This window comes from Acidovorax sp. FG48 (genome assembly GCF_057809085.1).
Genome location: NZ_JBMDJH010000009.1, coordinates 52,167 through 76,565 on the forward strand (window position 1 = coordinate 52,167; position 24,399 = coordinate 76,565).

Below are 24,399 nucleotides of genomic sequence, written 5' to 3' on the forward strand. Positions count from 1 at the left end.
AGCGCCGATCCGCGCGTTACGCAGCGGCTGATCGGCAGCGTGCCAGCCGCCGTTTGCGGTGCAGGGCGGGGGCCAGCCACAGCAGCTGCACGGTGGCGTAGCCCAGTGCTGCGAGCAGCAGTCCCAGGGTGGGCAGGCCGATCAGCAGCGGCGTGCCCAGCGCCTGCATCCAGGTGCCCAGGGCCTGCACCGTGAACTCCCCCCCAGGCGCCACGCTGCTCCAGGCGGGCAGCGTCTGCGCGCCGGGCATCACCAGCGCCCCGAGGTAGAAGGCCATGACATACAGCGGCACCGTGGTGAGCGGGTTGGTATAGAAGGTGGCCACGCCCCCAGCCACCACGTTGCCGCGCAGCCAGGCGCACACCAGCAGCGTGCCCGGGATCTGCAGCGGCCCGGGGATCAGGCCGCAGAACATGCCCGCCGCCACCCCGCGCGCCAGCGGCTGGCGCTGGAAGCGGAACAGCGCGCGCCGCTCCAGCCAGGGCTGGAACTGCGCGAGCCAGCTGCGGTCCAGCAGCTGGCGAGCCCGGGGCTCCAGCGCGCGCAACCATCGGCGCAAGCGACACAGCGGCTGCATCATGCGACGAAGGCTACCGCAGTGCCGGCGCCCCACAAGGCGGTGAGGCCCACCAGCAGGTTCACGTCGCGCGGCTCGTTCTCAGCGTGGTAGGCCATGGCTGTGGCCCCTACCAAGCCCAACAACATGCACAGCATCACCGATTCGATCAGATCCATGGCTCAAGTCTCCCGGTTCGGCAGCGATCAGGCCTTGGGGGGCAGTGCGGGTGGGGCGCCCTTGGCCGCCTCGCCCGAATTGCGCAGCGACAGGAAGATCGACCCGGCGATCAGCGTGGCCGTGACCAGCAACGCATAGCCAATCGGAATCTTCACAAAGTCGATGAGCAACATCTTGCCGCCAATGAAGACCAGGACCAGCGCCAGGCCATAGGCCAGCAGGTGGAAGCGGTCGGCCAGGTCTGCCAGCAGGAAGTACAGCGCACGCAGGCCCAGGATGGCAAAGATATTGGCCGTGAGCACGATGAACGGGTCGCTGGTGATCGCGAAGATGGCCGGGATGCTGTCCACCGCAAAGATGATGTCGGTCGTGCCGATCAGGATCAGCACCACGAACAGCGGCGTGTAGTGCTTGACGCCATTGATCATGGTGGAGAGCTTTTCACCGTCGAACTGGTCGGTGATGCGGATGCGCTTTTTCAGGAACTTGAGCACCGGGTTGGTGGCGATGTCAGGTTCCTGCCCGGCGGCAAACCACATCTTCACGCCCGTGACGACCAGGAACGCACCGAACACATACAGCAGCCAGTGGAAGGTGGCCAGCAGCCACGCGCCTGCCAGGATCAGCAGCGTGCGCAGCACGATGGCGCCGATGATGCCGATGATGAGCGCGCGCTTCTGGTACTGCGGTGGCACGGCAAAGTAGCTGAACAGCATCAGGAAGACGAAGATGTTGTCCACCGACAGGCTCTTCTCCACCAGATAGCCGGTGATGAACTGCATGGACACCGTGTTGGCGACCTCGCGCCCCTGGCTGCTGTCCAGGTACCACCACAGAATGGCCACGAACACAAAGGCCAGCGAGAACCACAACAGGCTCCAGCGCGCGGCCTCGCCCATGGTGACCTTGTGCGCGCCCTGGCGCTCCATGACCAGCAGGTCCACGCCAATAGCGATGACCACGAAGACGGCAAATCCCGCCCACATCCACCACGTTCCGATTGTTTCCATCGAGTTTCTCCAAAGATGCCCTCACACGCCCAGACCAGCCGGGCGCCCAAGCCCCGCACTGTAGGGGCCGATGTACTTCTTTAAAACCTGTGATCACAGTAGTATTGGTTCGGTTTTTACGAACCAAAACCCTCTCCCATTGGAAAACCCCATGAGCCAGAGCTTCAACTACCGCCATCTTTTTTACTTCTGGGTGGTGGCCAAGGAGGGCGGCATTGCCCGCGCCGCCGAGCGGCTGGACATGGCCGTGCAGACCATCAGCGCCCAGGTGCGCGAGCTGGAAAAGTCGCTGGGCGTGAGCCTGCTGCGCACCGAGGGCCGCAACCTGGTGCTGACCGACGCGGGCGTGGCTGCGCTGCACGAGGCCGACCACATCTTTGCGCTGGGCGAGCTGCTGCCCGTGCGCGTGCGCGAGGCCGCCACAGGCCAGACGTTGCGGCTGAACCTGGGTATCTCCGACGGCATTGCCAAACTGGCCGTACACCGGCTGCTGACCCCCGTGCTGGACGAGCCCCACCTGCGCCTGCTGTGCCACGAGGGCGAGTTCCAGCCCCTCCTGGGCGAGCTGGCGCTGCACAAGCTCGATGCCGTGCTGGCCGACCGCGCCGCGCCCCCCAACCCCGCCCTGCGCACCACCAGCCAACTGCTGGGCACGAGCGCGATTGCCTGGTACGCGCCGCCGCTGTGGGCCGAGGCGGCGGCCAACAACTTCCCGCACAGCCTGGCCGTGGTGCCTGTGCTGCTGCCCACCGACCACGCCGCCATGCGCGCGCGCATCGACCACTGGCTGGAGCGCGAACGCATCCGCCCGCACATTGCCGGCGAGTTTGAAGACAGCGCGCTCTTGAGCACCTTTGCCGCCACCGGCATGGGCGTGATGCCCGCGCCGGTATCGCTGGGCGAGCACCTGGCCCAAACCCACGGGCTGGTGCAGGTGGGTACCGCGCCCGACGTGCAGGAGCAGTTCCACCTGATCTACAGCGCGCGCAAGGTGATGCACCCGCTGCTCACGCGGCTGCTGGAGGCGGGCCAGGGCGGAACGCTATTGAATTAATAGCTGCTAGCGCATATTCATCTAGCGCTTGGGGCCAAAAACACTCAAAAACCGACGCATACCCCCTGCGCAGGGCCTGTCAGTCGCGCCCGGCCCGCTCGATGTGCAGCGCGGCCGATGCCGGGTCGGAGAAGCACAGCTCGTGGCTGCCCGGGCACTCCACCAGGCGGAACAGGCCCAGCCGCTCCGACAGGCGCGGGTGCCACGGGAGGCTGTGGGGCAGCGCGGTGTCTTGCTGCGCGTTCAGGTAGCTCTTGCCCACCTCCAGCGCGGCCAGCGGCACGGGCAGCTGTGCGGGTTCGGTGAAGGTGCGGTAGGGGTGGGGGTTGAGCAGCGCGTAGGTGCTTTGCGCCAGGGCCTCGTCGGCGTCGTTGATGAAGGCCTCGCGCCAGATGGGGTACGGCAGCATCACGGCGTTGCCGTTGCTGGCCGCGACCTGATCGAACAGTGCGCGGTAGTGTGGCGGCACCAGGTCGTTCAGGCACTCGCCCGGCTGCGGCACAAAGGCGTTCCAGTACACCAGGCGGCGGATGCGCCCAGGCAAGCGCGCAGGCATGTGGCTGATGACCATGCCGCCATAGCTGTGGCCCACCAGGCGCACATCGGTCAGGCCTTGGCTATCGATGAAGGCCGCCAGCGAATCCACCGCATCGGCGAGACCCGTGGCCGCGCGGTCGTCGCCGGGGCGGTTGCCCGCGAGCGTGGGGCAGTGCACCGTGTGGCCGCGCTCGCGCAGATGGGTGGCGGTGGCTTCCATCTCGGCACCGGTGTGCCAGGCGCCATGGACCAGGACATAGGTATCCGGCATGTGTGTGTCTCCTTGAGGTTGTTTTGCAGAACCGGGCAAACCGCCCTGCCGCTACCTTAGAAACACCGGGCGGCGCTGAATGGCCTGCGCGTGCCAGCCGGCTGTGCTGGGTGTGCCAAAAGCTCCACCGCCGTGCAGCACGGCAAGGCGAAGCCACAACGACACGGATGATTGGGAAACGGAATCAGCCGCCGCGCCGCCACTGCGCGGGCGACACGCCCATGGCGCTCTGAAAGGCGCGTGCGAAATGCGAGGGGTCGGCAAAGCCGCAGCGCCGCCCGATCTCGCCCACGGCCACATGGGCCAGCTGGGGGCGGCGCAGCAGCTCAGCCGCCCGCGCCAGGCGCAGTTCGCGCAAGGTGCCCGCAAAGGTATGGCCCTGCGCCGCAAACGCCCGGTGCAGGGTGCGCAGCGACACGCCCGCCTCCTGCGCCAGCGCTGGGGCCGAGAGGCTGGGCTGGTCGATGCGCGCCCGCAGCAACGCGCACAGGTGGGCATGCAGGCTGCGCGCAGCGGTGGGGGCGGGTGGCTGGGGTGGCTCCAGCGCCGCGCACAGCAGCGCCCCCAGGTGGTCGGACAGCAAGGCGGGCGGCAGGGCCTGCGCCGAGGCCGGTTCGCGTGCCAGTTGCACGGCCAGCGCCCCCAGGCTCTGGCCCCAGCCCTGGTCGCGCCAGGCCACGCGCGGCCCGGGCGCCTCGGCCTGCTGCAGCCACTGCCCCACCCAGGTGCGCGGCAGCTGCAGCGACACACAGTGGACGCCTTCGGGAAAGTGCAGTTCGTACGGCCGTGCCGAATCCAGCAGCACCACATCGCCCGGCCGCAGGTGGGCCACATGGCCGTCCTGGCGCACATGCCACGCGGTCTCGGCCTGGCCGATCAGGTAGAAGGGCAGCTGGCGGCTGCGCGCGATGCCAGCAGGCGTGCGAAACACATCCTGGGTGGAGGCCCGCACGCGGTTGATGGACAGCGTCTCCACCGGCAGGCTTTGCAGCTCGCCGCCAAACAGCGGTGCCTCGCGGGAGCTGCAATCCATCTCGAGAAACGCCTCGCAGATCGCACCCACCCAGTAGTCCAGGCGCGCGGGCGGCGCCACCACATCGGTGGTCCACTGGCGCAGAGCAGCGGGGGACGAGGGCGCAGACACGGCGGGCATGGCGCCCAATCTACCGGCAAGCGAGCGTGGCAGGCAACAGGGCAAGCCCTGCCGTCCGCCCGCTAACTTGCATGCTCGCCGGGTTCAGCGCTGCGGCATGTCCTTGACCGAATACCCTAGGCTCACCGTGGCGTCGTCAGGAATGGCGGGCATGGATGCGTTCCACGCCTCCCACGCGGCGCGCATGGCCCGCAGGCGGTCGGGCTCCACAGGCGCACGGTTGGCGCGCTCGCGTTCGTCGTCGGCCAGGTTGAACAGGTAGTCGTTGCCATCCACGCGCAGGTACTTCCACACGCCATGGCGCATGGCGCGCTGGCCCCGGTGGTTCATGCGCCAGAACAGCGGGGGCTCGTCGTGCAGGCTGGCATCGCGCAGCAGCGGCATCAGCGAGCGGCCGTCCAGCGGGTAGTCCGCATGTGCAGCGGCCCCGGCAGCATCGAGCATGGTGGCCGACCAGTCCATGGTCATGCAGGTCTGCGCGCTGACGCCGCCCGGCGCAATCACGGCAGGCCAGTGGGCAATCCAGGGCACGCGGATGCCGCCTTCTGTCAGGTCCATCTTGCCGCCCACCAGCGGCCAGTTGTCCGAGAAACGCTCGCCGCCGTTGTCGCTGGTGAACACCACCAGCGTGTCGCGCGCCAGGCCCTTTGCCTCCAGCAGCGCCATGATGCGGCCGATGCCTTCGTCCATGTGGTGGATCATGCGGCGGTAGGTCTCGATGTTGCCGCCGTGCAGGTGGAACAGGTTCGTCTTCACCTCCTGCGCCAGCGCCTCGTCGTCGCGCGTCTCCCAGGGCCAGTGGGGCGCGGTGTAGTGCAGGCTCAGGAAGAACGGTGTGCCGGCCTGTGCGCCCGGCGCCATGCGCTGCACATAGTCGAGCGCATGGTCGGTGATGAGGTCGGTGAGGTAGCCGTCCTGCTGCTTTTCTTCCTCGCCCAGGTACAGGTCGTGGGCGCCGTTGGAACTGCAGTGGGTGAAGTAGTCCACCCCGCCCGACATGGGTCCAAAGAACTCTTCGTAACCCGAGCGCAGCGGCCCGAACGTGGGCGGGTAGCCCAGGTGCCACTTGCCCATCAGCGCCGTGCGGTAACCCGATGCGCGCAGTAGCGACGGCAGCGTGGGGTGCTCGGGCGGCAGGCCCAGCGTGGTGCTGCCCCGGCTCTTGCTGTTGATGGGCTCCTCGGCCGCGCCGCGCAGGCGGTACTGGTAGCGCGCCGTCATCAGCGCGAAACGTGTGGGCGAGCAGACGGGCGAATTGGAATAGCCCTGCGTGAGCTTGAGGCCGTTGGCCGCCAGCTGGTCGAGCACCGGCGACACTGGGCCAAAGGCCGCTTCGCGGCCGCCATAGCAGCCCAGGTCGGCATAGCCGAGGTCGTCGGCAACGATGAAGATGATGTTGGGGCGGGTGGTCATGGCTTGAAGCCCGAGCGCTGTACGACGGGTGCCCATTGCGCGCGGTAGGCCTTGAGCATGGCTTCGGTCTGCGCCATGGTCGCCACCACGGGCTCCATCTTGGCGGTTGCGAACTTGCGCTGGGTGTCGGGGTCTTTCATCACCTCATGGATCAGACCGGCCAGGCGCTCGGCCTGCGCCTTGGGCATGCTCATGGGGGCAAAGAAGGTGTTCCAGCCAGTGGCGGCCAGGTCCATGCCGGCTTCCTTGAACGTGGGAATCTGGGGCGCCAGCGCGCTGCGCTTGGCGCTCGACACGGCCAGGATGCGGATCTTGCCCGCCTCGTGTTGCGGCAGCAGCGTGTCGAAGGTGTCGAACGCGACCGGCACCTGGCCGCCCAGCAGGTCATTCAGCAGGGGCGCCGAGCCCCGATAGCCCACCACCTCGGCGCGCACCTTGGCGGCGTCGCCCACCATCAGGCCAAAAAAGTGCGGCAGGCTGCCCGTGGCGGGCACGCCAAAGTTGGCCTTGTCCGGGTTGGCCTTGAGCCAGGCCATCAGGTGCGGCAGCTCCTTGACCGGCACGGCGCTGCCCACGGCCACGCCGAATTCGTAGCTGTTCACGTGGCTCACGGGGCGGAAGTCGCGCTCGGGGTCATAGCCCGCGTCAGGGAAGACCAGCGGCGCCACCAGCATCACGGCGGGGTTGGCCAGCAGCAGCGTGGGCTGGTTGGCGGGCGCGGCTTTGACAGCCTGGGCCGACAGGCGGCCGCCTGCGCCGGTCTTGTTCTCCACGATCACGGGCGTGCCAAGCTTGCTGCCCAGCTTGTCGGCCACGATGCGGGCCACGCGGTCGGTAGCGCCGCCGGGGGCGTAGCCCACCACGATGCGCAGCGGGGTGTCCTGCGCCTGGGCCAGGGTGGCGCACAGGGCGAGTGCGGCGGTCAGCACAACAGCAAGGGGTTTGCGCATGGTCGAAATCTCCAGGGGCGATGGCAGGGCCTGCGCAGCCGCGCAGGGGGTGGATGGCCGGACTGTATTGGCCACACAATCAATTGATCTAATCAATCATTGCCCGGAAATACCCTGATGTCTGCGCCAGCCCCGGCCCCGAACTCACCCGCCGCGTCCGGCCACCGGCTGGCCCACCCGCAGGCCGCCAACGACCTGCTGATGTACCGCCTCAACCGCCTGATCGCGGTGGCGGGCAGCCTGGTGGTGCGGCTGTGCGAAGGCGGCTACGGCATCACCCGCCGCGAGTGGGGGCTGATGATGATGCTGGCGCAGCACCCCGGCATGCCCCCGGCCGAGCTGGCCCAGCGCCTGGGGCTGGACCGGGCCCGCACCTCGCGCGCCATCACCTCGCTGCTGACCAAGAAGCTCATCACCCGCGACGCCATGCCCGGCGACCGGCGCCAGGCCCGGCTGTCGCTCACTACGGCGGGCCAGGCCGTGCACGACGAGCTGTTTCCGCAGGTCAAGGCGCTCAACCAGGAGCTGCTGGCCGGGCTGGGTGCCGAGGCGGTGGCAGGCCTGGACCAGGCCCTGGCCGACATGCAGCGGCGCGCCGAGGCGCTGGTTGCCACCCGCACCGACGTGCCACGCACCTACCGGCTGCGCGGTGGACGGCATGTGGATTGAGGGGGTTTGCAGGATGGAGTTGCCCCAAAACGGGGAACCGGCGATATCCTCAAACCCGCCCTGAGCCACCCGCCCACGGCACGCACGCGCTCCCCTTGTCCCACAACGACCCACGCACACCCAACGCCACCCTCCATGTCCCAGCACTCGACCTCTTTGTGGAGCCCCCTGCGCCAACCCGCGTTCCGGGGCCTGTGGATTTGTGGCGGCATCTTTTTTGTGGGCAGTGGCATGCAGACCATGGCAGCTGCCTGGCTCATGGTGGAGCTGACGGGGTCCTCCTTCCTGGCCGCGCTGGTGCAGACCGCCGTGTTCATGCCCATGTTCCTGCTGGCCCTGCCCGCCGGGGTGCTGGCCGACACCACCGACCGGCGGCGCCTGATCTCTGGCGCACTGCTGGCGCAGGCGGGGGCCAGCGCACTGCTCACGCTGCTGGTGCTGGGCGGCTGGGGCGGGTCGGCCTCGGTGCTGTTCCTGGTGTTTGTGTGTGGCTGCTGCACGGCGGTGCTCACACCCGCGTGGAACTCGTCGGTCATCGACCCCGTGCCGCGCGACGAGTGGCCCCAGGCCATCACCGCGGTGAGCATTGCCTACAACGCGGCGCGCGCGGTGGGGCCCACGCTGGCGGGCCTGGTGTTTGCGCAGCTGGGCGCGGGCTGGGTGTTTGCCATCACCGTGACCACCACGCTGGTGATGTGGGAGTCCATCCGCCGCTGGCCGCCCAAGGCGCACCCGCCCTCTAAACTGCCCGCCGAACGCCTGTGGGGCGGCACGCTGAGCGGCCTGCGTTTTGCCTGGCACTCGCGCATGATCCTGGCGCAACTGGTGCGCGTGATGGCCTTCAGCGCCGCGGGCTCGGCCCTGTGGGCGCTGCTGCCGGTGATTGCGCAGCGCCTGGGCACGGGAGCGCCGGGTTTCGGTTTGCTGATGGGCTGCCTGGGTACGGGCGCCGTGGGCGTGGGCCTGGTGCTGGGGCGGCTGCGCGCACGCTTTGGCATGGAGGTCATCGTGGGCACGGGCGGCGTCGTGTTTGGCATCGCCATGCTGGTGGCGGCACTCACCCACATTACCTGGGTGGTCTACATCGCCATGCTGTTTGCAGGCGCGGCCTGGATGTCGGCCATGTCCACCTTCAACACCGCCACCCAGGCCAGCGCGCCGCAGTGGGTGCGCTCGCGCGCCGTGGCCATGCACATGGTGGCGGCGCTGGGTGCGTTTGCGATGGGCTCGGCCTTCTGGGGCGCGGCGTCGGACATCCTGGGCCTCACGCCCACGCTCTGCGTCGCCGCCGCATTGATGGGCGTGGGCCTGCTGCTGGCCCGCCCCATGCCGCTGCGCATGGGTGCGCTGCACGAGGTAACCCAGGCCACGCCCTGGGACGAGCTTTTCATCGAGGCCGAGCCCCTGCCCGAGGCGGGCCCCGTGGCCGTGGAAGTGGGCTACCGCATCGCCCCCGGCACCGACGCCGCCTTCCTCGACACCATCAGCCGCATGAAGGCCCCGCGCCGCCGCGACGGCGCCACCTTCTGGCGCGTGTACAAGGACCTGGGCGAGCCCTCGCGCTATGTGGAGCGCTTCATCGTCGAGTCCTGGGCCGACTACCTGCACCAGCGCGCCCGCGCCACCATGGCCGACCAGGCGCTGGAGACGGAAGTGCGGGCGTTCTTGGCGCCGGGCGAAGTCGTGCGGATGTCGCACTACATCGCTGAACGATAGCTCCCCCCCTGAGCCGCTTCGCGTCTTCCCCCTGAGGGGGGACGCACCCGGCGGCCCGGCAAAGCCGGTTCCGCGGGTGCACTGGCTTGATGCGCGTCAATTTCTGGCGCCAGCGGGGCGCCAAGGCGGCCAGTCGGCCTGCGACAATCACAGGATGACCTTCGCCCCCCTTGCCAACGACACCTTCCTGCGCGCCTGCCGCCGCCAGGCCACCGACTACACGCCCCTGTGGCTCATGCGCCAGGCGGGGCGTTATCTGCCGGAATACAAGGCCACGCGTGCCCAGGCAGGCAGCTTCATGGGTTTGGCCACCAACGTGGACTACGCCACCGAAGTGACCTTGCAGCCGCTGGAGCGTTTTCCGCTCGACGCGGCCATCCTGTTCAGCGACATCCTCACCGTGCCCGACGCCATGGGCCTGGGCCTTTCGTTCGCCGAGGGGGAAGGCCCGCGCTTTGCCAAGGTGGTGCGCGACGAAGCCGCCGTGGCCGGGCTGGCCGTGCCCGACATGGACAAGCTGCGCTACGTGTTCGATGCGGTCACCAGCATCCGCAAGGCGCTCAACGGCCGCGTGCCGCTCATCGGCTTCTCGGGCAGCCCCTGGACGCTGGCCTGCTACATGGTCGAGGGCAAGGGATCGGACGACTACCGTCTCGTCAAGACGCTGATGTACGGCCGCCCCGACCTGATGCACCGCATCCTGGCCGTGAATGCCGACAGCGTGGCCGCGTACCTCAACGCCCAGATCGACGCCGGAGCCCAGGCCGTGATGATTTTTGACAGCTGGGGCGGCGTGCTGGCCGATGGCGCCTTCCAGGAATTCAGCCTGGCCTACACCAAGCGTGTGCTGGCCCAGCTCAAACGCACCGGCGTGGATGGCACCGACGTGCCGCGCATCGTCTTCACCAAGGGCGGCGGCATCTGGCTCGAAGACATGAAGGACATCGACTGCGAGGTGCTGGGCCTGGACTGGACGGCCAACCTGGGCAAGGCGCGCGCCATCGTCGGCGGGCAGGTGGGCGGCCCCGGCAAGGCACTGCAGGGCAACATCGACCCCAACGTGCTGTTTGCGCCGCCTGCGCAGATCGTCACCCAAGTGCATGCCGTGCTCGACAGCTTTGGCAAGCCCCACACCGACCGCAGCACCACCGGCCCCACGCACATCTTCAACCTGGGCCACGGCATCAGCCAGTTCACCCCGCCCGAGCATGTGGCGGCGCTGGTGGAGGCGGTGCATAGCCACTCGCGCGCGCAGCGCCAGGGCTGATCGCCCGGGCGAGTGCTCCAGACCGCGCGGCGCACCCGGCAGGGACCAGGTGATGGCAATGGAACATCCCGCACCGCCGCCAGCGGAGCCACCCACCGGCCCGCAGGCGCTGCCCGCCTCGGCCCTGCAAGCCCCACCCGGCGCGCTCGCGGACTGCGTGCGCGCCTTTTTCTGGCGCGACCTCGGCCGCCAGCCGCCCCACACCCCGGCGGACACGCGCGTGCCGCCCAGCCCCTACCCCGGCATCATCTGGCTCACGCGGGGCACGGCCCAGCTTGTGGAATGTGCAGGTACGGCCACGGCAGCGGCCCTACCGGCCATCACGCTGTCGGGCGCACACCGCCATCCTTACCACTCGATCTCTTCCCGCGATGGCGATTCGTTCTGCCTGGCTTTCCAGCCCGGCGCGCTGGGGCTGCTGACAGGGCAGGACCTGGCGCCGCTGACCGACCGCATCACGGACGCGGTGACCTGGCTGCCCGAGGAGTGGCACCCCTTCCTGGCGGCCGTCCACACGGCGCCCGACCATGGCGCGCGCCAGGCGCTGTGCGTGGACTTTCTGGCCCCGCGCTGGGCGGCAGTGGCCGACCGGCACGCCGCCTGGCTGCAGGTTCTGCACCAGGCATGGCGGCGCGGCGCACGCCAGGCCCTGGCCTCCACGCTGGACTGGACGCCCCGGCACCTGCAGCGCCGCACCCGGCAACTGGCGGGCCTGCGGCCTGGCGAGATAGAACGCATGCTGCGCGCCGAACATGCACTGCTGGCCATGCGCGATGGCAACGCCGGGGCCCTCGATGCCGCACTGCGCCACGGCTACGCCGACCAGGCGCATTTCAGCCGCGAGGCGCGTGCGCTGTTCGAGAGGCCCCCCGCCGCACTCAAGGCCCACACCCAGCGGCCGGGCGACGATGCAGACTGGCTGCTGCGGCGCAGTTAAACCACCCGCCGTTTACCGCTGGATCACCCGGGGCCGCTTGATCTTGGCCTGCAACTGCAGGATGCCGTAGAGCAGCGCCTCGGCCGTGGGCGGGCAGCCGGGCACATACACATCCACCGGCACGATGCGGTCGCAACCCCGCACCACCGAGTAGCTGTAGTGGTAGTAGCCACCGCCGTTGGCGCACGAGCCCATGGAGATCACATAGCGCGGCTCGGGCATCTGGTCGTAGACCTTGCGGATGGCGGGCGCCATCTTGTTGGTGAGGGTGCCCGCCACGATCATCAGGTCGCTGTGGCGCGGGCTGGAGCGCGGGATGATGCCGAAGCGGTCCAGGTCGTAGCGCGCCATGGCGGCGTGCATCATCTCGACCGCGCAGCACGCCAGGCCGAAGGTCATGAACCACAGGCTGTCGGTGCGCGCCGCTTGCACCACCTCGTCCAGCCGGGCCAGCACAAAACCGTCGCGCTCCATGGTGGGCGCCTCTGTCATGGGGGAAGAAGAGTAAGTAGCCATGGCGGCATCGTCGCCACAAGCCGCTGCGCCGTCTTGAAGCAAAGCGACATGGAGCGCTGTGACACCCGGGACGCCAGAGACTCCGGGCCCTGCGACAATCCCCGGGCATTTCGTCGCAGATCCAGGCGCCTCGCCAGCGCACTTATGCACAAAAATGGAGCATCCTCACGCCCGGCATGACAGCAGACTGCAACTTGCCAAAAAACCTTGCCAACGCACTAAGTCGTTGATTCATAAGGATTTAAATCCCCTGCTTTTTTGACAGGCAATCCAGCCAAAGCACGATTTGACAAGGACTTGCGGGGCAAACCCAGGGGATATCAACAAAGTTATCCACAGGAATTCTGGATTTCTTACAAATACCCTGTCAAATCAACCACTTGCAGCCCAAACCGAAGAGAAGCATGAACATCTGATGACGGCACTAGCACAAAAAGGGGGCTGCCTGTCCTCTTGACGAACCCATGCTGTCCGACTTATGCACACAAAACGTGATGCAGCGCAACATCGAGACGCCGAATGGGCTTAGCACAAAAATTGGGGCCAAATTTCTTCAGATGATTGATTCATAAGGATTTTTTTGGAGTGCCGCATTTCCGGGCAATCTGTTCGCAGCCAGTATTCATGCGGCTTGGGCGGGGGTCCAGGCGGGATGTCAACAAAGTTATCCACAGAAATCCGGGATTACTCACACACCCTCGGCAAATCAAGCACTTAGCCGCCAAAGCTCCAGATCACATCCACAACGCGCACTAAGCTCGCCAGTCACCCCATAGCCCGTGCCTATGCCCACCTACATCGTCCACGTTGCCCTGCAAACGCCCTCGCACAGCGGGGTCGGCGACTTGCTGAGCTACGCCAGTGAGCGCCCGCTCTCACCCGGAACGCTGGTGCGTGTGCCCCTGGGCACGCGCGAGGTGCTGGGCGTGGTGTGGGATGCCGACGAGGCCCCTGGCGAGCTGCCCGATGGCGCCACCCTGCGCCCCATTGCCGGCGTGCTGGACGGTGTGGCGCCCCTGGATGCGCCGTGGCGCCGACTGGTGGGGTTTGCGGCGCGCTACTACCAGCGCGCCTTGGGCGAGGTGGCGCTGGCCGCCCTGCCCCCCCAGCTGCGCGACCTGCGCCCCGAGCAGTTGGCGCGGCGGCTGCGGCGCCCGGCCAAGGGCGCTGGAGACGCCTCAGGCACTATTGAAAAAATAGCACTCACCGCAGAGCAGGAAAGCGCTAGGGCCCGAATTTCTGCAGAAAAAGGACCCTTCCTGCTGTTTGGCAGCACGGGCAGCGGCAAGACCGAGGTGTACCTGCGCTGCGTGCAGGAGATGCTGGAGGCCGACCCCACCGCCCAGGCGCTGGTGATGGTGCCCGAGATCAACCTCACGCCCCAGCTGGAGGAGCGGTTTGCAGGCCGCTTTGCGCCGCGCTTCGGCCCCGGCGCCGTGGTGTCGCTGCACAGCGGCATGACGAACCCGCAACGCCTGGCCAGCTGGCTGGCCGCCCATGGCGGCAGCGCACGCATCGTGCTGGGCACGCGCATGGCGGTGTTCGCCAGCCTGCCGGGGCTGAGGCTCATCGTGGTCGATGAGGAGCACGACCCCAGCTACAAGCAGCAAGAAGGCGCGCGCTACTCCGCCCGCGACCTGGCCATCTGGCGCGGACGCGAGCAGGGCGCGAAGGTGATCCTGGGCTCGGCCACCCCGTCGCTGGAGAGCTGGCACGCCAGCCGCCCGCCCACGGCCGAGGACCCCGAGGGCGGCCGCTACGTGCGCCTGCACATGCCCAGCCGCATCGGCGCCGGAGCCCTGGCCCGCGTGCGCCGGGTGGACATGAACCAGCAGCCCCGCCGCACCGTGTTCAGCGCGCCGCTGCTGCAGGCCATCACCGAACGCGTGGCGCGCGGCGAGCAGAGCATGATCCTGCTGAACCGCCGGGGCTACGCGCCCGTGCTGCACTGCGTGGACTGCGGCTGGAAGAGCGACTGCCCGCACTGCAGCGCGCACCAGGTGTTCCACAAGACCGACCGCACCCTGCGCTGCCACCACTGCGGCTACACGGTGCGCGTGCCGTTTCACTGCCCGACCTGCGGCAGCCCCGACATCCACCCCATGGGCAAGGGCACCGAGCAGCTGGAGGAGCAGCTGGGCACGCTGCTGCGGGAGGTGCTGCGGCCCGACCGCACGCCCGCCCGCATCGCCCGCATCGACGCTGACACCACCAAGGCCAAGGGCGCGCTGGAGGCGCAGCTGGCACAGGTGCATTCGGGCGAGGTGGATGTGCTGGTGGGCACGCAGATGATCGCTAAGGGGCACGATTTCCGGCGCATCACGCTGGTGGCTGCGGTGCAGCCCGATGGCGCACTCTTCAGCAGCGACTTCCGCGCCGCCGAGCGGCTGTTTGCCCTGCTGATGCAGGCTGCAGGCCGCGCCGGGCGCGACGCTGCCTACATGGCCGCCCAAGCGGTGCACGGCACGCAGCCCGAAATGTGGGTGCAGAGCTTTCACCCCCAGCACGCCGTGTTCGAGGCGCTGCGCAAGCACGACTACGAAGCCTTCGCCGCCCAGCAGCTCAAGGAGCGCGAAGAGGCAGCCATGCCCCCGTTCTCATACCAGGCACTGGTGCGTGCCGATGCGCGCACGCAGGAGGTGGCGCAGGGCTTTCTGACTGCGGCCACCGCCGCCGCCCACGCCGCGCAGTTGCCCGGTTTGCCCGACGGCACGGTGATCCTGTTCCCGCCAGTGCCGCTCACGATCCAGCGCGTTGCCAATGTGGAGCGCGCCCAGATGCTGATGGAGAGCGGCAGCCGCGCCACCCTGCAGCGCTTTCTGGCCGCATGGCAGCCGATATTGCAAGCCACGCGCAGCCAGCCGGAGCACAAGGCGTTGATCCGCTGGCTGGTGGACGTGGACCCGCTAGCCATCTAAGTCCGACCGGCAGGCCCACACAGCGGCCTCAATACAAAGCAAAGGGGGCTGCGCATTTCAACGCAGCCCCCGTCTCGTCAGAGAGTGGTTCGCCGGTTACAGCGCGCCGTCACCCAGCACGATGCCTTCACGGCGGGGGTCCACCCCGCCTTCCAGCCGGGTCTGGCCGTTGCGGTTGACCCGCATGATGGTGGACACGCCGCTCGACTGCGCGGCGTTGTTCACCGTGTGGCCCTTGGCCTTGAGGCCGTCGATCAGGCCGGTGAGGTCCAGCGCCGTGTTGGCGCCGTCCACGTTGGTGGTGGGGCTGTTGGTGGCGCCAAAGTTCACCAGCGATGTGGCTTGCTGGGCATCGAGGTTCCAGTCCACCGCGCCGACCACCGTCTTGAGCACGTACTGGATGATGGTGCCGCCGCCGGGCGAGCCCGTGGCCATCACGAAATCACCCGGCTCCGTGCCCTTGAACACCAACGTGGGCGCCATGGTGCTGCGGGGGCGCTTGCCGGGCGCCACGCGGTTGGCAATGGGCACACCGGCGCCGTCAGCCGGCTGGGCCGAGAAGTCGGTGAGCTGGTTGGTCAGCAGGAAGCCGCCCACCATGTGGAACGAGCCCATGCTGGACTCTACCGTGGAGGTCATCGACACCACGTTGCCGTAGGCATCCACGATGGAGAAGTGCGTCGTGCCACGCTCCACCGTCTTGTCCACGCCCAGAGGCACGTCGCCCAGCGCCCCTGCCGACGCCGTTCCCAGCGACTTGCCGTCCGGCTGGATCAGTGCCGCGCGCTGCTTGAGGTAGGCCTTGTCCAGCATGGTGGACACGCCCTTGCCGGGCAGCGGGATGAAGTCGGTGTCGGCCACGTACTTGTCGCGGTCGGCATAAGCCAGGCGCTCTGCCTCGGACACCAGGTGCACGCCCATCACGCTGGGTACGCCGCCTTCGTTGGTGGGGTTGGTGGGGCCGTATTTGGAAAGGTCGAAGTTCTCCAGAATGCCCAGCGCCTGCGCAATGGCGATACCGCCCGATGACGGTGGCGACATGGTGCAGACGTAGTAGCTTGCGCGGTAGGTGGTGCACACCGGTTCGCGCTTCTTGGCCTGGTAGTTCTTGAGGTCGTTCACCGTCATCAGGCTGGGGGTGATGGGCGTCTTGGCCGCATCGTCGCCCACCGACTGGGCCGCCTTGGCCACTATGGCTTCGGCCAGAGGGCCGGAGTACAGGGCATTGGCGCCGCCGCTGGCCAGCGTGCGCAGCGTCTGTGCATACGGCAGGTTGGTCGTCACGGTGCCGGTGGCCTTGGGTGTGCCGTCGGCATTGAAGAAGGCGGCGACCGCATTCGCATCCAGCGCCAGGCTGGCGGCGTTGCCCTTGATGGCGTCGCCCATGCGGCCCGGAATGCGGTAGCCGTTGGTGGCCAGTTGGATGCCTTCGTCGAACAGCTTGTCCCAACCCAGCTTGCCGTGTTCCTTGTGGGCCATGTCCAGCATGCGCATCACGCCGGGCACGCCAATGGAGCGGCCGCTGCGCCGGGCGCTGGGCACGGGCGCGGGGGACGAGGCATCGCCCTGGTCCTGGCGCACCAGGTAGTAGCCGTTGGCGGCAGCAGGGGCGGTCTCGCGGCCGTCGTACGCCACGACCTTTTTGGTGTTGGCGTCGTAATACATCATGAAGGCGCTGCCCGCCAGCGTGCTGGACTGCGGCTCCACCAGGCCCAGCACGGCCTGCACGGCCACGGCAGCGTCCACCGCCGTGCCGCCGGCCTTGAGCACGTCACAGCCGGCCTTGGTGGCCAGCGGGGTGTTGGCCACCACCATGTATTTGCTCGATTGCTTGGCCTTGTAGCCCAGGCGGTAGCCCGATGCCGCCTCGGGCGCGGCCGGGTCGCCCGCCACGCCAGAGCCCACCACCACGGCCGATCCGGAGCTGGACACCACCGAGCAGCTCTGGGCATTGTTGTCCACGGCCAAGTCGTTGTCCGAGCCGCTGCCGCAGCCCGAAAGCACCAGCGCAACGGCCACGGGCGTGAGTGCCCACAGCGCAATATTCCTCTTCCTCATAGTGAATCTCCTGTTGTTGTCCGTTCGTGGGCATGGATTGACCACGTGGCATCGTCGGCGCAAAAAGCATGCCGTGTCGAATGTTTTTTCGTATCGTTTTCTCAAGGCAGCCATCTCAGGAAGGCAACGACAGGCAGGCCCAGGCGGCGGCATGGCAGCGGCACGGCCACATTGCCTGGGCGACGCCCACGCGCGCTCCCGCATGAAAATGGAAGAAAATCCGGTGGTAGCGCTAGTGCATCATGCGCTGGCAGCTATCATTTTTGAGAGTCCGAGCCCCCACCCTGGCTTTGAGCCCGCACCTACACTGCCCTCCGTACCGCAGCAGGAGACCCCATGCCCCCCGAACAATTTGCAGACGAACTGGCCCGCGAGGGCTTCGAGCCCGCCGTCACCGTGACCCGCGAGGCCGGCGGCATGCTGGGCGACCACACGCACCCGTTCGAGGCCAAGGCGCTGATCCTGTCGGGCGATATCCGCATCGCCACGGCTACGTCAGAACGGGTGTACCAGGCGGGCGATGTCTTTCACCTGGCGGCCGAAGAGCCGCACTCGGAGTTCTACGGAATGCTGGGCGTGCAGTACCTGGTGGGGCGCAAGACGCCGGCAGCGGCCTGAGCCCACCGCACCGCAGCGGCCTGGCGGCTCAGGTCAGCAGCGCGACGGCGGCAGAGAAGCTTAAGAACGCCAGCGCGGTAGACACCAAAATGATGCGCGCCACCCGCCCGTTGTTGGCGCCAAACTTCTCGGCCAGCAGCGACACGTTGCTGGCGCTGGGCAAGGCTGCCAGCAGCACCATCACCGTGAGTGCGAACGGCGTGAGCGGCACCCCCAGTGCCATGGCCGCGGTGCCTGCGCCCCACACCAGCAACGGGTGCACCAGCAACTTGGCCAGCGCCACCGGCACATAGTCGCGCGCGGGCACCTGCTCGTGCTGGTTCATCTGCGAACGGGCCAGCACCGCACCGATGGTGAACAGCGCGACGGGCGAGGCCGCATCGGCCAGCATGGCGATGGTCTTGTCCACCGGGCCGGGCAGCCTGAACTGCAGCGCCGACGCCAGCGCGCCCAGCGCAATTGACCAGGGCATGGGGTTGGTGGCCATGCCCCTGAAGGCGTTCTTCAGCGCCACGCCCACACCGTGGGTGCCCGCGCCATCCAGGCGCGAGAGCGCAATGCACAGCGAGCTGGTGATGACCATATCCACCACGATGGTGACGATGGCCGGGCCCGCACTCTGCGCTCCCAGGAGGGCCACCAGCAGCGGCACGCCCATGAAGCCGGTGTTGGGGAAGGCCGCAACGAGCGCCCCAAAGGCCGCGTCGTTCCAGCCGATGCGCGCGTTGCGCGTGAGCGCCACGGTGGCCCCCACCATCACCAGCGCACACAGCACATAGACGCCCGCCACGGCCGGGTCCAGCAGTTGCCCGATGGGCGTGCTGGCGCCAAAGCGGTACAGCATGCAGGGCAGCGCAAAGTACAGCACGAAGGCGTTGAGCCCCGGGATGGCCGGCTGCGGCAGCACGCCGCGCCGTGCGGCAAGGTAGCCGCAAAGCACAAGCGCAAAGAAGGGGAAGGTGATGAGAAGGACGGACAGCACGGCCCGATTGTCCTTGTTGCGCCTGCGGCCAGGGCCTGCAGCCCACTAGGTGGTCAGCGCAAAGTCAGGTGGGTGGGCTCGCGGGTGGCGAGCGCAGGCACCCGCTTTTTGTTATTGCTTGCGCTGGATGATGAGGTTGCGCTTGGCATCCTCGGGGTAGGCAAAGGTGATCGCGCCGTTCTTGACCATGCCCATGACCAGCATGTTGCGCGTGATCGCGTCCTTGTCCTGCGCGCTGAAGGGCTTGTCGTAGGTGGTGACCACGCCGTAGTAGGTCTTCATCTTGCCCTCCAGCGACTCCTTGATGGCCTTGCCGTTCAGGTTGCCGTCGCGGATGCCGAGGAACGAATACATCAGCAGATAGGTGGCGTCGTAGGCGTTGGCCGCCGCCATGGGCACGGCCACCTTGCCTTGGTACTTGCGGGTGTAGCTCGACAGGAACGATGCCCGGCGCTCGTTGCTGGGCTCGGCGATGAAGGTCTGCACCATGAGCGCGCCCTCGGCCGCGTCCTTGGCGCCTTCGAGGAAAAACGGGAACGACAGCGGCCACGGCCCCACCTGCGGCACCTTCCAGCCGAGCGCCTTCTTGCCATTGGCAATGGTGGCGTTCTCCGGCCCCACGGTGTAGCTGTAGACCACGTTGGCGCCCGCGTTGCGCGCCGCAGTCAGCTCGGCCGTCAGGTCCTTCACCCCCAGGTCAAAGCGCGCCACATGCACGGGTTTGAGGTTCTTGGCCGCCAGCGCGGCCACCACGTCGTTGTAACCGCCTTCGCCATAGCCGGTCTTGTCGGCAAAGATGGCGACCTTGTCCCAGCCGCGTTTGACGATGTCGTCCACCAGGAAGGGCGCCTGGATCGCGTCGCGGGCCTGCACGCGGAAGATGTAGCTGTCGGGCGCAGGGTATTTGGCCGTCACGGCCGTGCCCGTTGCGCAGGGCACGATGAGCGGGCTTTTGGCGTCCTGGAACAGGTCGATGGCCTTGAGCGCCACGCCGGTGTTGCAAAAGCCAATGGTGGCAACAACCTTCTCCGCCAGCAGCTCCTGAGACACCTTGCGGCCCTGGTCGGGGTCGGCCCTGTCGTCCTTGATGACCAGTTCCAGCGGGCGGCCGAGGTAGCCGCCCACGGCATTGATCTCATCCACCGCCAGCTTGATGCCATTGAGCATGGGCACACCAAAGTCGGCCGACGGCCCGGTGAAAGGCCCCACCACGCCGATGCGCGCGGGGGCGTTCCCCCCCACCTGCGCATGCGCCGCACGTGGCAGCAGCGCCGCGCCCGCCAGCACGCCGGCAACCGCCAAGGCGGCGCATGCGGCCCAAGCAGGCAGGGGCAACCTACCGTGGACAACCCGGGGCGTGGCGGCGGTCAAAGCGATGGAAGGCGGGGTCACAGGGTTCATGGCGGTGCTCGGTTCACAACACTCCCCTCCCGGTGGGGGAGGGACTCGCCAACCAGTATCAAATTGTGAAAACAAAGCCCCTAGCGGGGTTTCCCGGAGCACTGGGCCTGCCAAATGGGCTGCGGGGCGCTCCTGTCAGCCGACCGTCAGGCACCGGTCGCGCGTGGGCGACCAGGGCATGCCGGGGGGTACGCCGGTATCATTGCGCCCTTGCGCTGCACGTCCCCTCGGCGTGCACCCCACGCCCGTGGCACCCACCGCCCCGCGCCTGTCCGGTTCCCCCTTCGCCTCTTTCTGCACGTTCCTTTTCCTCCATGTCTGCCGGTCTCAATCTCGCCCAGCTCCAGGCCGTTCACTACACCGACGGGGCCTGCCTCGTTCTGGCAGGGGCTGGCTCGGGCAAGACGCGGGTGATCACCATGAAGATCGCCCACATGATCGAAAAAGGTATGGACCCCAAGCGCATCGCGGCCATCACCTTCACGAACAAGGCGGCGTCTGAAATGCGCGAGCGCGCAGGCCACCTGATCGGCCGCCGCGCCAAGGATGTGCTGATCTGCACCTTTCACGCGCTGGGCGTGCGCATGGTGCGCGAGGACGGCCATGTGCTGGGCCTCAAGCCCCAGTTCAGCATCCTCGACGCTGACGACGTCACGGGCATCCTGAAGGAAGCCTCGGGCGGCACCACCGACATGGCCACGGCGCGCCAGTGGCAGTGGGTCATCAGCAAGTGGAAGAACATGGGCCTGACCTCGGAGCAGGCGCTGGCCCAGGCGGCGGACGACAACGAACGCATCATCGCCACGCTGATGGCGCGCTATGAAGAGCGCCTGGCGGCCTACCAGAGCGTGGACTTTGACGACCTGATCGGCATGCCGCTGCGCCTGCTGCGCGACTTCCCCGAAGTGCGCGCCAAGTGGCAGGCTGCCCTGGGCCATGTGCTGGTGGACGAATACCAGGACACCAACGCCACGCAGTACGAGCTGCTCAAGCTGCTGGTGGGCGAAAAGGGGCACTTCACGGCCGTGGGCGACGATGACCAGTCCATCTACGGCTGGCGTGGCGCCACGCTGGACAACCTCAAGAAGCTGCCGGTGGACTACCCCCACCTCAAGGTCATCAAGCTGGAGCAGAACTACCGCTCCACCAGCGCCATCCTGCGCGCCGCCAACAATGTGATCGGCCCCAACCCAAAGCTGTTCCCCAAAACGCTGTTCAGCGAATTGGGCGAGGGCGAACCGGTGCGCGTGGTCGATGCCGACAACGAAGAGCACGAAGCCGAGCGCGCCGTAGCCCGCATCCAGAGCCTGCGCGCCGCCAGCAACCCGCCGCCGGACTGGAAGAGCTTTGCCATCCTGTACCGCGCCAACCACCAGGCCAAGCCGTTTGAAAAGGCGCTGCGCAAGGCCAACATTCCGTACAAGGTGTCGGGCGGCACCAGCTTTTTTGACCGGGCGGAAATCAAGGACCTGTGCGCCTGGTTCCGTCTGTGGATCAACAACGACGACGACCCGGCGTTCCTGCGCGCCATCACCACACCCAAGCGCGGCATCGGCCACACCACGCTCGCAGCGCTGGGCGCGTTTGCCACGCAGCACAAGCAGAGCATGTTCGGTGCGCTGTTCAACGGCATGCTGCCCGCCGCCGTGCCCAAGCGCGCCATGGACGGCCTGCACGAGTTTGGCCGCTACATCAACTACCTGGAGTACAGCGCCCGCCGCACCGTCGGCGCCGAAGACGCCCGCGCCTTTCTGAACGAATGGCTCAAGGAAATCGGCTACGAGCAGCACCTGTACGACAACGAAGACAGCGAGAAGGTGGCCGCCGCCCGCTGGAGCAACGTGATGGAGTTCTGCGACTGGATGGCCCAGCGCGCTGGCGGGCAGATTGACGACACCGCAGGCGCCGTGGTGGTCAAGGAGACCAAGAGCCTGCTGGAGGTCTCGCAGACCATTGCGCTGCTTTCCACCATCAGCGAGCGCGAGCAGGAACAGGACATGGTCACGCTCTCCACCCTGCACGCCAGCAAGGGGCTGGAATGGCCGCATGTGGTGCTGGTGGGCGTGACCGAGGGCATGCTGCCCTTCAAGCTCGACGACGACGAAGGCCGCCAGCAAAAGGTGACCGACGACGTGCTGCAGCGCCTGCAGGAAGAGCGCCGCCTGATGTATGTGGGCATCACCCGCGCCCAGCGCTCGCTGGCCGTGAGCTGGACCAAGCGGCGCAAGAAGGGCCGCGAGATGGTGGCGGCACAACCCAGCCGCTTCATCGCAGAAATGGGCCTGGACAAGACCACCGCCCGCGAAGACCCGCGCGAAAAGCTCAAGGCCCTGCGCGCCGAATTTGCTGCCAAGGCCCAGGCCACCACTGCGGCCAACGCGGCTGCGGCCGCCAACCCGGCGCCCACTGCTTGAGAGGGCGTACGCACATGGCACAACACCCCGCCACCGATACCACCCTACGCCCCGCCCTGCCCCGTGGCCGCAGCGCCTGGGGCATTGCTGCGCTTTTGATAGCTATCAGCGCTTGTCCTACAAGCGCCATCGGCCAAAAAGTCCCACAATCCACGTCGGCATGCCCGACGGCGGCAGACATGGACCACCAACACCTGCAGGGCCAGTGGCGCGCCGAGCTGCAGGCCCCTGCGCCGGGGGACCAGCCCACCACCGCCACGCTGCAACTGGGCCCGCACCCCGAGCTGGCACAGAGCGTGCGTGGCACCGTGGTGCGCGGCGGCACCACGGCCCAGGTCAGTGGTGACGTCGATGGCGGCGACCTGACCCTGGAAGAATCGATCAACGGCACCAACATCAGCGCCACCTGGACAGGCCAGGTGGTCGATGGAAGTTGCGGCAAGGAAATACGCGGAACATGGAACAACGCCCACCCCACCCCCACCACGCCGTCGGCACCGTTTGTGCTGCGCAAACAGGCGGCCTGGCAATGAGCGCCGTAACGCGCGTGCCCGCTGCGCCCCATCGGCACCGCTCTCTGGCCCTGCTGCTGGCGGCCGCCCTGGCCCCGGCCGGCGCGGCACTGGCGCAATCAGCCCCAGCCCCAGCCGCAGCCACCGGCGCCGCAACAGGGACCGACGCAGCCTTGCGCCGCTGCACCGCCCTGTCCAGCGACAACCAGGCGCGCCTGGCCTGCTTTGACGCCTGGGCGGCCGAGCAGGCGCAGGCGGCTCCTGCGGGTGGGCAGGCGTGGCAAGCCCCAGCAGCATCGGCCAACGCCAGCGGCGCAACGTCTTCGTCGGCCGTGCCACCCCCGGTGGACGCCACGCTGCCCGCCACGCGCATCATCGACGTGGCGCGCACTGAAGGCTGCCGCGACCCGCAGTACAGCGACCTCTCCCGCTTCTGGGAGCTGGAGACGGGCACCGACTGCGGCACGTTCAGCTTCCGCGGCTACCGCCCGATCACGGTGTCGGTGGTGGCATCGAGCAGCGTGAACCGCCAGCCCACGTCGGACGCCGACGGCAACTCGGCCACCGACTCCACGCCGTACCGCCGCACTGAAAACCGCATCCAGCTGTCCGTGCGTACCAAGATCGCCCAGGGCATGCTGACCCAGGGCCACCCCACGCTCAAGGACTCGCTGTGGTTTGGGTACACGCAGCAGTCGTACTGGCAGCTGTTCACGCCCGAGATCTCGCGCCCCTTCCGCGCCACCGACCACGAGCCCGAGGTGATGTATGTCTACCCCACCACGGCGCAACTGCCGTTTGGCTGGAAGTGGCGCTACAGCGGCATCGGCCTGGTGCACCAATCCAACGGCCAGAGCAAACCCCTGTCGCGCAGCTGGAACCGCGCCTACCTGATGACCGGCATCGAGCTGGACAACCGCTTCAGCGTGAACGCCCGCATCTGGAAGCGCATCCCCGAAAGCGCGGGCAGCGACGATAACCCGGGCATCAGCGACTACATCGGCCGGGGCGAGCTGTCGCTGCTGTGGAACGTGAACAAGGACAACACCCTGGGCGCCACCGTGCGCCACACGCTGGCCAGCAGCGACCGGGGCTCGGTGCGCGTGGAGTGGCTGCAGGCCCTGGGCACCGGCCTGTTCGGCAGCAAGAGCAACCTGCGCTTGCACACCTCGCTGTTCAGCGGCTACGGCGACAGCATGATCGACTACAACCGCAAGCGCACGGTGTTCAGCGTGGGGTTGAGTCTGGTGGATTTTTAGCAGAGACA

General features: G+C 67.8%; 21 protein-coding genes. 10 read left to right on the plus strand and 11 right to left on the minus strand.

The window, feature by feature from the left end; genetic code table 11:
* Positions 1-16: 16 nt before the first annotated feature.
* Genes ACODSU_RS14255 through ACODSU_RS14265 form a run of 3 tightly spaced genes read right to left on the minus strand, consistent with a single transcriptional unit; the run spans position 17 to position 1,746 of the window.
* Entirely contained in the window at positions 17-559 is a 543-nt protein-coding gene (locus ACODSU_RS14255) for a DUF2062 domain-containing protein (protein ID WP_488842760.1), read from the minus strand.
* 17 nt (positions 560-576) lie between these two features.
* The gene (locus ACODSU_RS14260) at positions 577-735 is read right to left on the minus strand and encodes a hypothetical protein (RefSeq protein WP_165836520.1); all 159 of its coding nucleotides are present in this window, start codon (positions 733-735) and stop codon (positions 577-579) included.
* A gap of 27 nt (positions 736-762) precedes the next feature.
* Complete coding sequence (locus tag ACODSU_RS14265; RefSeq protein WP_060987433.1) at positions 763-1,746, minus strand: TerC family protein; 984 nt, start codon at positions 1,744-1,746, stop codon at positions 763-765.
* A gap of 151 nt (positions 1,747-1,897) precedes the next feature.
* Here ACODSU_RS14265 and ACODSU_RS14270 point away from each other — a divergent pair, with 151 nt between their 5' ends.
* Positions 1,898-2,800 carry a LysR family transcriptional regulator gene (locus ACODSU_RS14270; RefSeq protein WP_209820569.1) on the plus strand — a complete coding sequence of 301 codons (903 nt, stop codon included), beginning with the start codon at positions 1,898-1,900 and terminating at the stop codon, positions 2,798-2,800.
* Between the two features lie 79 nt (positions 2,801-2,879).
* On the opposite strand, the gene ACODSU_RS14275 is transcribed toward ACODSU_RS14270, so the two are convergent.
* From ACODSU_RS14275 to ACODSU_RS14290, 4 genes are all read right to left on the minus strand, one after another.
* Positions 2,880-3,608 (minus strand): alpha/beta hydrolase, encoded by a 729-nt coding sequence (locus ACODSU_RS14275; RefSeq protein ID WP_488842761.1) that lies wholly within the window; start codon positions 3,606-3,608, stop codon positions 2,880-2,882.
* Between the two features lie 184 nt (positions 3,609-3,792).
* Positions 3,793-4,761, minus strand: coding sequence for a helix-turn-helix domain-containing protein (locus tag ACODSU_RS14280; RefSeq protein WP_488842762.1), 969 nt, complete (start codon positions 4,759-4,761; stop codon positions 3,793-3,795).
* Between the two features lie 84 nt (positions 4,762-4,845).
* Positions 4,846-6,174 carry a sulfatase family protein gene (locus tag ACODSU_RS14285; protein ID WP_488842763.1) on the minus strand — a complete coding sequence of 443 codons (1,329 nt, stop codon included), beginning with the start codon at positions 6,172-6,174 and terminating at the stop codon, positions 4,846-4,848.
* Positions 6,171-7,124 (minus strand): Bug family tripartite tricarboxylate transporter substrate binding protein, encoded by a 954-nt coding sequence (locus tag ACODSU_RS14290; RefSeq protein ID WP_488842764.1) that lies wholly within the window; start codon positions 7,122-7,124, stop codon positions 6,171-6,173. The genes ACODSU_RS14285 and ACODSU_RS14290 overlap by 4 nt, the downstream gene beginning before the upstream one ends.
* A 117-nt stretch (positions 7,125-7,241) precedes the next feature.
* Here ACODSU_RS14290 and ACODSU_RS14295 point away from each other — a divergent pair, with 117 nt between their 5' ends.
* The 4 genes from ACODSU_RS14295 to ACODSU_RS14310 all read left to right on the plus strand — a co-directional run bounded on the left by ACODSU_RS14295 (position 7,242) and on the right by ACODSU_RS14310 (position 11,713).
* Positions 7,242-7,793, plus strand: coding sequence for a MarR family transcriptional regulator (locus ACODSU_RS14295; RefSeq protein WP_488842765.1), 552 nt, complete (start codon positions 7,242-7,244; stop codon positions 7,791-7,793).
* A gap of 135 nt (positions 7,794-7,928) precedes the next feature.
* Complete coding sequence (locus ACODSU_RS14300; RefSeq protein ID WP_209820563.1) at positions 7,929-9,509, plus strand: MFS transporter; 1,581 nt, start codon at positions 7,929-7,931, stop codon at positions 9,507-9,509.
* Between the two features lie 154 nt (positions 9,510-9,663).
* A complete protein-coding gene (gene hemE / locus ACODSU_RS14305; RefSeq protein ID WP_488842766.1) occupies positions 9,664-10,776 on the plus strand; it encodes a uroporphyrinogen decarboxylase in 1,113 nt (370 codons plus the stop codon).
* A gap of 52 nt (positions 10,777-10,828) precedes the next feature.
* On the plus strand, positions 10,829-11,713 hold the full coding sequence (locus ACODSU_RS14310) for a helix-turn-helix domain-containing protein (protein ID WP_476018191.1): 885 nt from the start codon (positions 10,829-10,831) through the stop codon (positions 11,711-11,713).
* A gap of 12 nt (positions 11,714-11,725) precedes the next feature.
* Here the strand turns inward: ACODSU_RS14310 and ACODSU_RS14315 are convergent, their stop codons facing one another.
* Complete coding sequence (locus tag ACODSU_RS14315; RefSeq protein ID WP_370220959.1) at positions 11,726-12,187, minus strand: NuoB/complex I 20 kDa subunit family protein; 462 nt, start codon at positions 12,185-12,187, stop codon at positions 11,726-11,728.
* Positions 12,188-13,014: 827 nt separating this feature from the next.
* Between ACODSU_RS14315 and priA the strand changes: the two genes are divergently transcribed.
* Positions 13,015-15,147, plus strand: coding sequence for a replication restart helicase PriA (priA, locus tag ACODSU_RS14320; RefSeq protein ID WP_488842767.1), 2,133 nt, complete (start codon positions 13,015-13,017; stop codon positions 15,145-15,147).
* A gap of 96 nt (positions 15,148-15,243) precedes the next feature.
* Here priA and ACODSU_RS14325 read toward each other — a convergent pair whose 3' ends face one another.
* The gene (locus tag ACODSU_RS14325) at positions 15,244-17,205 is read right to left on the minus strand and encodes a gamma-glutamyltransferase family protein (RefSeq protein WP_110961833.1); all 1,962 of its coding nucleotides are present in this window, start codon (positions 17,203-17,205) and stop codon (positions 15,244-15,246) included.
* Positions 17,206-17,541: 336 nt separating this feature from the next.
* On the opposite strand from ACODSU_RS14325, the gene ACODSU_RS14330 reads away from it, so the two are divergent.
* Positions 17,542-17,823 carry a cupin domain-containing protein gene (locus tag ACODSU_RS14330; protein ID WP_488842768.1) on the plus strand — a complete coding sequence of 94 codons (282 nt, stop codon included), beginning with the start codon at positions 17,542-17,544 and terminating at the stop codon, positions 17,821-17,823.
* Between the two features lie 28 nt (positions 17,824-17,851).
* Here the strand turns inward: ACODSU_RS14330 and ACODSU_RS14335 are convergent, their stop codons facing one another.
* Both ACODSU_RS14335 and ACODSU_RS14340 read right to left on the minus strand, forming a co-directional pair.
* Positions 17,852-18,805 (minus strand): AEC family transporter, encoded by a 954-nt coding sequence (locus ACODSU_RS14335; protein WP_488842769.1) that lies wholly within the window; start codon positions 18,803-18,805, stop codon positions 17,852-17,854.
* A gap of 111 nt (positions 18,806-18,916) precedes the next feature.
* Complete coding sequence (locus ACODSU_RS14340; RefSeq protein WP_488842770.1) at positions 18,917-20,206, minus strand: ABC transporter substrate-binding protein; 1,290 nt, start codon at positions 20,204-20,206, stop codon at positions 18,917-18,919.
* 314 nt (positions 20,207-20,520) lie between these two features.
* Here ACODSU_RS14340 and ACODSU_RS14345 point away from each other — a divergent pair, with 314 nt between their 5' ends.
* The 3 genes from ACODSU_RS14345 to ACODSU_RS14355 all read left to right on the plus strand — a co-directional run bounded on the left by ACODSU_RS14345 (position 20,521) and on the right by ACODSU_RS14355 (position 24,391).
* Positions 20,521-22,620 (plus strand): ATP-dependent helicase, encoded by a 2,100-nt coding sequence (locus ACODSU_RS14345; RefSeq protein WP_488842771.1) that lies wholly within the window; start codon positions 20,521-20,523, stop codon positions 22,618-22,620.
* 179 nt (positions 22,621-22,799) lie between these two features.
* On the plus strand, positions 22,800-23,153 hold the full coding sequence (locus tag ACODSU_RS14350; protein ID WP_238990895.1) for a hypothetical protein: 354 nt from the start codon (positions 22,800-22,802) through the stop codon (positions 23,151-23,153).
* Positions 23,150-24,391, plus strand: coding sequence for a phospholipase A (locus ACODSU_RS14355; RefSeq protein ID WP_488842772.1), 1,242 nt, complete (start codon positions 23,150-23,152; stop codon positions 24,389-24,391). The genes ACODSU_RS14350 and ACODSU_RS14355 overlap by 4 nt, the downstream gene beginning before the upstream one ends.
* Positions 24,392-24,399: the final 8 nt, after the last annotated feature.